Annotated in this window: 6 protein-coding genes and 1 pseudogene; 1 reads left to right on the forward strand and 6 read right to left on the reverse strand. The window is 60.1% G+C overall.

The features are described from left to right. Positions 1-197 precede the first annotated feature (197 nt). The 6 genes and pseudogenes from catA to antA form a co-directional block, all read right to left on the reverse strand. Positions 198-1,103 carry a catechol 1,2-dioxygenase gene (gene catA, locus ALO64_RS21020; RefSeq protein ID WP_044343728.1) on the reverse strand — a complete coding sequence of 302 codons (906 nt, stop codon included), beginning with the start codon at positions 1,101-1,103 and terminating at the stop codon, positions 198-200. A gap of 61 nt (positions 1,104-1,164) precedes the next feature. Beyond that, the gene (gene catC, locus ALO64_RS21025) at positions 1,165-1,455 is read right to left on the reverse strand and encodes a muconolactone Delta-isomerase (protein WP_005733728.1); all 291 of its coding nucleotides are present in this window, start codon (positions 1,453-1,455) and stop codon (positions 1,165-1,167) included. Positions 1,456-1,495: 40 nt separating this feature from the next. After that, on the reverse strand, positions 1,496-2,611 hold the full coding sequence (locus tag ALO64_RS21030) for a muconate cycloisomerase family protein (protein WP_044343727.1): 1,116 nt from the start codon (positions 2,609-2,611) through the stop codon (positions 1,496-1,498). A 57-nt stretch (positions 2,612-2,668) separates the two neighbouring features. After that, the gene (gene antC / locus ALO64_RS21035) at positions 2,669-3,691 is read right to left on the reverse strand and encodes an anthranilate 1,2-dioxygenase electron transfer component AntC (protein WP_044343726.1); all 1,023 of its coding nucleotides are present in this window, start codon (positions 3,689-3,691) and stop codon (positions 2,669-2,671) included. 15 nt (positions 3,692-3,706) lie between these two features. Beyond that, positions 3,707-4,217 (reverse strand): annotated as a pseudogene (gene antB, locus ALO64_RS21040) (anthranilate 1,2-dioxygenase small subunit). Between the two features lie 2 nt (positions 4,218-4,219). After that, positions 4,220-5,623 carry an anthranilate 1,2-dioxygenase large subunit gene (antA, locus tag ALO64_RS21045; protein ID WP_044343725.1) on the reverse strand — a complete coding sequence of 468 codons (1,404 nt, stop codon included), beginning with the start codon at positions 5,621-5,623 and terminating at the stop codon, positions 4,220-4,222. 208 nt (positions 5,624-5,831) lie between these two features. Between antA and ALO64_RS21050 the strand changes: the two genes are divergently transcribed. Further along, complete coding sequence (locus ALO64_RS21050) at positions 5,832-6,830, forward strand: AraC family transcriptional regulator (protein ID WP_054991793.1); 999 nt, start codon at positions 5,832-5,834, stop codon at positions 6,828-6,830. The last annotated feature ends 90 nt before the right edge of the window (positions 6,831-6,920 follow it).

Consider the following 6,920-nt stretch of genomic DNA (forward strand, 5'->3'; position numbering starts at 1 on the left):
GAACGGCATGCGACGCAGAGCGACGCACGATAGTTGCGATGATCGTTCCTCACGCTCCCGAACGGCATGACGACGCGGAGCGACGCACGATAGTCAGGGTATCGTTACTCACGCTCCGCGTGGGAATGCCGTTCTGGACGCTCCGCGTCCGATCTTGAGTGGCCGAAGCGTCACATCTTCGTGAGAGGACGCTCGACTCAGACTTCCAGTGCCCGCAGGCGTTCCTGGCGGCGTTCGTCCTCGACAGTCGTTGCAGGCTGGAGCACAAAGTCGAAGTCTATGTCTGCGTGGCGGCCGTTGGCGTCTTCGGTGAAGCGAATTTCGGCGATCAGTTCATCGCGCGTGGCGTAGGCAAAATCATCGTGCAGGTACTTGTCGCCCGCCAGATTGATCTGCGTGGTCAGGTGACGATGGCCAGGCGCTGAAATGAAGAAATGAATGTGTGCCGGACGTTGACCATGACGACCCAACTGGTCGAGCAATTGCTGAGTCGGCCCATCCGGCGGGCAGCCGTAGCCTGATGGCACGATGCTCTGGAAGCGGTAGCGCCCTTGTGCATCGGTGCGGATCCGGCGACGCAGGTTGAAAGCCGATTGCGACGGGTCGAAATACGAGTAGGTGCCCCCGGTATTGGCGTGCCACACATCGACGATGGCATTGGCCAGCGGCGCTCCATCGGTGCCGCGAACCTGGCCGGTCATGAACAGTACGGTTGCAGGGTCCTGACCATCGTCCAGGCGGGCATAGTGATCGGACAGCGGAGCCCCTGCGACATACAGCGGCCCTTCAATGGTCCGCGGGGTACCGCCCGTCTGCCCGGCCTGTTCGTCTTCAGCGTCCATCAGCAAATCAAGGTAATGCTCGAGCCCCAGCCCCGCGACCAGCAAACCGGCTTCCTGACGGCTGCCAAGCACGTTGAGGTAATTGACGGCTTTCCAGAACTCTTCCGGCGTAATGCGCAGGTCTTCGATGATTTTTATCGTCTCGGTCAGCACCCGGTGCACAACGCTTTTCATCCGCGGGCTGCCACCCGGCTGGTCAAGGCCGCAAGCCTCATTGAAGAACTGTTGCACATCGTCGGGCTGGGAAATGCGTACGCTCATGGTCTTTTCCTCATCGGTGTTCATTGTTGTTTTGTCGGTGTCGGGCTGAAAAGGTACGAACTCAGCGGTCGTCTTGATGGATGGAAGACGGGTGCCTGCACAGGGCCGTAACCTCGATTTCCATGTAGGGATAAAGCGGCAGTTGCAGCAATGTGTCGTGCAGTGCCTGGGCGTCTGCCACATCAAAAATACTGACGTTGGCGTACAGCCCGGCGATGCGCCACAGATGGCGCCAGGTGCCCTCTTGCTGCAGGCGCTGGGCCAGGGCTTTTTCATCAGCCTTGAGTCGAGCGGCCTTGTCGACCGGCATATCGATCGGAAGTTTGACGGTCATGCGGACGTGGAAAAGCATGTTGTGGGTATCCTCGTGGCTAGTCTTGTGCTCCGGCAGATCAGCTGCGGGCAAAGTGCGAAAGACGCTCAGCATCCAGCTCCAGCCCAGGGGTGTCGGGGATGATCAGTTGAAAATCGCGATAGACCGGAGGCTCGACCAGAATGTCTTCGGTCAGCATCAGTGGCCCGAACAGTTCGGTGTGCCACTCCAGCCGGTCGAGTGTGGCGAAGGCGTGAGCTGCTGCCAGCGTGCCGACGCTACCCTCCAGCATGGTCCCGCCGTACAAACCAATACCGGCGGCTTCGGCAATCGCAGCGGTGCGCAACACGGCACGCGGGCCGCCGACCTTGGCGATTTTCAGAGCGAAAATCGACGCTGCACCCGACTGCGCCAGCGCAAAGCTGTCCTGCACCGACTCAATGGCTTCATCGGCCATCAATGGAATAGGGCTGCGAGCATTCAGACGAACCATGGCCGCGCGGTCGTGGCGCGAAAGCGGCTGCTCGATCAACTCGACGCCTGCCTCTGCAAGCAACTGGCAGCCACGTATGGCCACCGCCTCGCTCCACGCCTGATTGATGTCGACACGCACGCTGGCTCGATCACCCAATGCCCGCTTGATCGCCGCAACATGAGCGATATCACGGGCGGGTTCACCGGCACCGATCTTCAGCTTGAAATGCCGGTGACGGCGCATCTCCAGCATGTGCTCGGCTTCTTCGATGTCCCTGCCGGTGTCGCCATTGGCCAGTGTCCAGGCCACTTCCACACCGTCGCGCACGCGCCCGCCAAGCAATTCGGCAACCGGCAACCCAAGGCGCTTGCCCTGGGCATCAAGCAGCGCCGTTTCAACCGCCGAACGCGCGAACGTATTGCCGCGAACGGCACGATCCACGCGCGGCATCAACGCGTTGAGGTTGGTGGCGTCTTGCCCGACAAGAAGCGGAGCGAACCATTTGTCGAGGTTCACCTTGATGCTTTCCGGGCTCTCTCCGGCATACGCCAGACCGCCGATGGTGGTGGCCTCGCCGATACCGATAATGCCGTCACTGCACCGAATGCGCAGGATGACCAGTGTCTGACCATGCAGGGTATGCATGGCCAGTTTGTGCGGACGAATCGTCGGCAGGTCGACGATCAGGGTCTCGAAACGTTCGATCGTGATGGCACTCATGGGGGTTCCGTCTGCTGTGTAATTGTTCTGGAGCAGCGACTGGCGTCAGGCGGCCGGTCAAACGCTGCTGTCGGCGAATTTCTCGAAGTACAAACGCGAGGCGTCCAGCGAATGCCCGTGCAGCCAGTCCTTGATGGACTCGACCATCGGTGGCGGCCCGCACACATAAATGTCCGTGGGTACTTCGGCCAATGCAGCGGCGTCCAGGTGATCGACGATGTAACCGCGCCTTCCGCTCCAGTCGGCCTGCTCTTCGCTGACCACCGGGACAAACCTGAACCCGGGAATCTGCTGGCTGTAGGCTTCAATTCGCGCCAGCTGGCAAAGGTCCTGCGCCGTACGCACGCCGTAATAAAGGTGCACGGGCTGCCCGCAGCCTCCTTTGGCGGCGATCTGATCGAGCATGCCGAGGAAGGCGGACAGCCCCGTACCTTCGGCAACAAGCGTCAGCGGCCGATCGACATGGCGCAGGTAGAACGTGCCCAGTGGTGCTTCGAACTGAATCACGTCACCCACCTGGCAGCGGTCACGCACGTAGTTGCTCATCGCCCCGTCAGGTAACAGGCGAATCAGGAACTCCAGCGAGTTACTGCCGGGAGCATTGGCAAACGAGTAAGAGCGACGCAGATCAGTGCCGGGAATTTGTAACCGGGCGTACTGGCCGGGCAGATAATCCAGCCCACTGTTCTGCTCATCCAGCGTCACCTGAACAATGGCGGTGCCCTGCGAAACCAGTTCGACCTGGCTGACCTTGCCTTGAAGGGCGCTCGGGCAGGTGTTGTCACACAGACTGGAGGCGAAATCGAAGTAGAACGCAGCATCGGACTTCACCCGGGTCTGGCAGCTCAGCACCTTGCGTTGCGCCAGGTCGCTGGCCGAAAGCGCCTCATCGTCCACGTAATCCTGTGTGTACTGCCCCGACTCGCAACGCCCCTGACAGGTGGCGCACACGCCTTCGCGGCAATCCATCGGCAACGTGATCCCGCTGCGTAACGCAGCATCCAGCAACAGTTCATTGTTCTGCACGTTGCAGAACAGCGTCTTGCCGTCAGCAAAACTGAAAGCGACCTTATAAGTCATGTCCGCTCCGCTACCTCAGAGGTGATAGAAATCGAGCACCGAGTTGATGGTGTCGTTGAGCAGCACCACGTGTTTGCGGGCGATTTTCCAGCTGTCGCCATCAGGACGCAGGCGATAGCTGGCGCGTCCGAAGAACTGCTCCGCAACTTGCAGGCGGTAATACAGGGTGTGCCAGTTGACCTGCACGTCCAGTTCGCCCGCCTGCCCATTTGCACCCTCACCCGCAGGTGCGATGCGCACATTGCTGATCAGGTGCAGCGTGCGCGGCATCGGGATGGTTGACGCCGCTTTGCCGGTACGCAGGCGGTAGACACGATCTTCCAGGCCACCGCGGTTGGGGTAATAGATCAGCGACATGCCTTTTCTGGGATCGGTGGTGTAGACATGCTCCGAATCCCACTGCGGCAGGTGGAACTCGCTGTCTTCACTGAACAGGTCGCAGGTAGCGATCCCAATCCTGGGCATCGCAGACTTCGGCCATGTGGTACAGGAACTGCTCGATGCGGTACTGCAATTGGGCGCTCATGTTCAGACCTCACGCAGTTTCAGGGAGTGTTCTTCAGCGGCCTTGCGTGCCAACCCTTCAAGCAGGAAGCGCTGCCAGTTACCGTGCTGATTGACGTACAGCCCTTCGTGGGTGAACTCGCTGCCGGTGAGTACCGGCGAGATGCCGATGGCCTCGCTGTTGGGTGTTGCCCCGTCGACCCATTTTTCGTACCCGCGCGAGATGTCGCTCCAGCGTTCCAGGCGCGCCTGAAAGCCACGCTGGGCCTCGCGAAACTCCACCAGGTCATCCGGCGTGCCCAGCCCGGACACATTGAAAAAGTCTTCGAACTGGCGGATGCGGTTTTCGCGGTCGGCGTCGGACTCACCCTTGACGCCCAGGCAGAAACTGTTGATTTCGGTCTTGTTCCAGGCCAGCGGGCGGATAATGCGCAGTTGCGAGCTGATCTGGTCGAGGAAGAACATACTCGGGTAGATGTTCAGGTTGCGCAGCCGGTGCATCATCCATTCAGCCTTGCTCTGCCCGTATTCCTCCACCAGGCGCGGCATGATGGTCGCGTAACCGGGGCGTACGCTCGGGTTGGGCATGTCGCTGAACAGCAGGCTGTGACCGTTATGAAACGAGAACCAGCCGTCGTCGGTGTCTGCATCACCGGCCCCCAGCTTGCTGTAGTCCAGCGTACTGCCCGCCGCTGCGCCCTTTTCGGCGTTGACCTGCTGGCGGTGCTGCACCGTGGCGACGTAGTTATAGTGCACGGTACTGACGTGATAACCGTCCAGACCGTTTTCGTTCTGCAGTTTCCAGTTGCCGTCGTAGGTGTAGGCCGACTTGCCCGGCAGCACTTCCAGTTCACCGGTAGCCGACTGCGCGACCATCATGTCGAAAAACACCTTGGCATCGCCCAGGTAGTCGGCAAGGCTGTCGCTGCCATGCACATCGAGGCTGATGAAAACAAACCCCTTGTAGCTTTCGATGCGCGCCTTGCGCAGACCACGCGTGGCCTTGTCGAAGCCTTCCGGGTACTCGCCGGGCGCCTTGACCTTCACCAGGCGACCATCGCTTTTGTAACACCAGGCATGGAACGGGCAGGTAAACGTCGACTGGTTACCCTTGCCGACCCGGGTCAGGGTGGTGCCGCGATGCTGACAGGCGTTGATCAATGCATTGAGCTGGCCGCTGCCATCACGGGTGATGATCATCGGCTGGCGACCGGCGCGCATTGTCATGAAGTCGTGATTATTGGCAATTTCGCTTTCATGACAGGCGTAGATCCAGTTCTTTTCGAAGATCAGTTCCATCTCCAGATCGAACAGCTCGGGCTCGGTGAACATCTCCCGGGCAATGCGGTACACACCTTCGACGGGACGAAAATCCAGACAACCTTCAACGAAGTGCTGCCATTGGCTTACGGTTTTTGCGCTGCTCATCAGGGGGCTCCTTTTTAGAGTCATCAGCCTTGAACTGATTGAACGCCCCGCAGCACTGCCCTTCTATCCGTTTTCCCGGCAGAACGTATCCGTTTTGCGGTTATTTGCAGTAAGTGGATAGAGGCGGCATACGCGCTGCAGTAACGTGAGCAGAACCTGATCAGAACCAGACCGGACTTACCGGCAGACCTACCGGCAGGGCATCGATATGAAGAGTGAAGCTGTTTTGCCCAACGACTTGCGCGCCCATGGCCTTCATGCCGCGCACCATGATCAAGACGGCGCGCGGGCCTGGATGTCGACCATCTGCGGCCCGCACAGCCTTCAGGCCAGCGCTCCGCATTGCCTGGAATTCGAACATTCGGCGAACGTGCTCAGCGCAATGTCTACGGTGCTGGGGCGTATCCAGTACGGCACCGATGTGGTGATCGGCGTCGAGCCCGGCAGTTCGTTGAAGAGCCTGCCGCTGGACGGCGAGCAGGAGCTTGACTGCGGCAAGGGGCTGTTGCGTTCCAATGCCGGAACCGGGCTGATTATTTCGCCGTTCGACTCGCAGCGACTGAGCATCACCGGCAACTGCCGCAAGTTGCAGGTGGCGATTGACTGCTGCTCAATGCAGCGCGTGCTGGACGAGTTGCTGGAGCGTCCGGCCCAGGCGCCGCTGGTGTTTGAGCCGTGTATCAATGCCGAACTGGGTGCCACGGCGTCGTGGTGGCGCATGGTGCGGTATCTGGTCGATGAAATGGACGGCGACAGCGACTATTTCGAGCACCTGCCGATGGCACGGGACCTGGAGCGCAGCCTGATCAAAGGCTTGATTCTCTCGCAGCCGAACAACTATTCGGCGGCCCTGAACGAAAAGGTCCAGAGCCGCTGTCCGGCCTATCTGAAGCGGGCGCAACAGTTCATCGAAGACCATTGCGGCGATGATATCCACCTGATCGATATCGAACGCGCGGCCGGTATAGGGCCGCAGAAACTGCACGACAGTTTCAAGACGCACTTCGGCGTCTCGCCCGTGGCCTACCTCAAGCGTTTTCGACTCCAGTCGGCGCGACGCAGCCTGTTGCAGGGGCACAGTGGCTACAACATCGCGGCCATTGCCTCGCAATGGGGCTTCAATCATCTGGGGCGCTTTGCACAGGACTACCAGCGCCTGTTCGGCGAGCTGCCCTCGCAGACGCTGGAACGCGGCAGCCGACACTGATCGCCCCTGTGCAACGCTCTTTGTCATCCACAAATCTGCTTTGATTGGCCGCAGGCCCCCACGAGACTTAACTATCGTGCCAATGCTCCG

This window comes from Pseudomonas meliae (assembly GCF_001400515.1).
Taxonomy (GTDB): domain Bacteria; phylum Pseudomonadota; class Gammaproteobacteria; order Pseudomonadales; family Pseudomonadaceae; genus Aquipseudomonas; species Aquipseudomonas amygdali.